Origin of the sequence: Tahibacter caeni (assembly GCF_024609805.1) — a bacterium.
Lineage (GTDB): Bacteria > Pseudomonadota > Gammaproteobacteria > Xanthomonadales > Rhodanobacteraceae > Tahibacter > Tahibacter caeni.
Genome location: NZ_JANFVR010000506.1, coordinates 1 through 2,382 on the forward strand (window position 1 = coordinate 1; position 2,382 = coordinate 2,382).

At 74.2% G+C, this 2,382-nt stretch carries 2 protein-coding genes; both read left to right on the forward strand.

Features of this window, described 5'->3' with window-relative positions; genetic code table 11:
• Positions 1–1,126 (forward strand): amidase (locus tag NON22_RS23175; protein WP_257389354.1); only part of this gene is annotated, 1,126 nt, incomplete at its 5' end.
• Between the two features lie 69 nt (positions 1,127–1,195).
• A partial coding sequence (locus tag NON22_RS23180) for a CaiB/BaiF CoA transferase family protein (RefSeq protein ID WP_257389355.1) occupies positions 1,196–2,382 on the forward strand: 1,187 nt, incomplete at its 3' end.

The window sequence follows — 2,382 nt, forward strand, 5'->3', positions numbered from 1 at the left end:
CTGGGCGACGAGCGTCGGCCTGCCGGCGCGCCGCGAGGCCGTCGCGGCGACCGACGCGGCCGTGGTGTCGCGCCTGCTCGGCGCCGGCGCGGTCGTCCTCGGCAAGACCAATCTCGACGAGGGCGCGCTCGGCGCGTCCACGCGCAATCCGCATTACGGCACGACGTTCAATCCGTGGCATAGCGACCGCGGCGTCGGCGGCTCCTCGGGCGGTGCGGCCGCGGCCGTCGCGGCCGGCCTCTGCGTCGCGGCGGTCGGTTCCGACAGCCTCGGCTCGATCCGCATCCCGGCCAGCCATTGCGGCGTGTTCGCGCTGAAGCCGACCCACGGCGAGATCTCCGCGCGCGGCCTCGTGCCGGCCGCGCGGCGCCTCGACACGATCGGCCTGATCGCGCGCAACGTCGACGACCTGACCGTGCTGCTGCAGGTGCTCGCCGGCTACGACGCCGAGGATCCGCGCTCGCGCAAGCGCCGCGTCGCGCTCGCGCCGCCGGACTGGGAGCCGGGCCGGCTGCGCTGCGGCATTCCGCGCGATCTTTCCGGCCTCGGCACGACGCCCGAGGTACTGACCGTGTTCGAGCAGGCCGTCGCGGGCCTGCGCCACGAGCTCGGCGAACAGCATGCGCTCGACTTCTCCGACTATCCGTTCGCCAGGGCGCGCCGCGCCGGCCTGCTGCTGATGGAAGCCGAGATGTGCCAGACCTTCGCCGCCGATCTCGCCGACACGGCGCGGCCGGTGTCGGCCGCGTTCCGCGCGATGCTCGATTTCGCCGCGGCCAAGTCGGCCGCCGACTACGTCGTCGCCGATCGCATGCTCGACGCGTCGGTGCTCGCGGCGCGGCGCGTGTTCGCACAGGTCGACGTGCTCGTGCTGCCGACGACGCCCGACGCCGCGCCGCGGCTGGACCAGCCCGAGCCGATCGACCAGGCGCAGTTCACGTGCTTCGCGAGCCTGGCCGGCTGTCCGGCGGTCAGCATTCCGATGGGCCGTACGCGCGACGGCCTGCCGCTCGGCCTGCAGTTCGTCGGCCCGCCGGGGTCGGACCTGCGCCTGCTCGAGCTGGCCGGCGTCTGCGCCGCGGCGCTCGACGCGGCGCCCGACTATCCGGTGCCGGCCGCGGCCTGAATCCCGTTGCCGCCGCGCCGGCTCCGGCCCGCGCGGCGCGCCTGTCTTCCGCTCCGCCACCGCGACGTCATGCTGACCGGCCTGCGCATACTCGATCTGTCCCGGATTCTCGCCGGCCCCTGGTGCACCCAGCTGCTGGCCGACTACGGCGCCGACGTCGTCAAGGTCGAGAAGCCCGGTGCCGGCGACGACACTCGGCGCTGGGGCCCGCCGTTCCTCGCGACGGACGACGGCGACGCGGTCGCGGCATATTTCCTGTGCTGCAACCGCGGCAAGCGCTCGCTCGCGCTGGACTTCACGACGCCCGACGGCCAGGTCATCCTGCAGCGCCTCGCGGCGCAGGCCGACGTGCTCGTCGAGAACTACCTGCCCGGCACGCTCGCGCGCTACGGCCTCGACTACGCGAGCCTCGCGGCGCGCAATCCGCGGCTGATCTACTGCTCGATCAGCGGCTTCGGCCAGGACGGTCCGAACGCCCAGCGCGCCGGCTACGACGCGATGATCCAGGCCGAGGCCGGACTGATGTCGCTGACCGGCACGGCCGAAGGCGGGCCGATGAAGGTCGGCGTCGCGGTCAGCGATCTGATGTGCGGCATGTACGCGGCCAGCGCGATCCTCGCCGCGCTGCACGAGCGCACGCGCACGGATCGCGGCAGCCATCTCGATCTTGCGCTGTTCGACTGCCAGGTCGCCTGGCTCGCGAACCAGGGCATGAACTACCTCGTCGGCGGCGCCGTGCCCGAGCGCCACGGTACGGCGCATCCGAACATCGCGCCGTACCAGGCGTTCGCGACGGCCGACGGCCATCTGATGCTCGCGGTCGGCAACGACGACCAGTTCCGCCGCTTCTGCGCCGCCGCCGGACTGGCGGAGCTCGCCGGCGACGCGCGCTTGGCGACGAACGCCGGTCGCGTGGCTGCGCGCGACGCGTTGAGCGCGGCGATCGCGCAACGGCTCGCGCAGCTGCCGACCGGAGACTGGCTGCAGCGCTTCGCCGCGGCCGGTGTGCCGGCCGGACCGGTCAACGACCTGGCCGCGGTGTTCGCGCATCCGCAGATCGCCGCGCGCGGCCTGCAGGTGCGGCAGGAACATGCGCACTGGGGCAGCCTGCCGCAGATCGCCAATCCGCTGCGTCGCGACGCGCGGCCGCGGCTCGCGGCGCGGCCGCCGCCGGCGCTCGGCCAGCACAGCGCCGAAGTGCTGGCCGAACTCGGCCTCGACGCGGAGGCGAGCGCCGCGCTGTTCGCGCGCGGCGT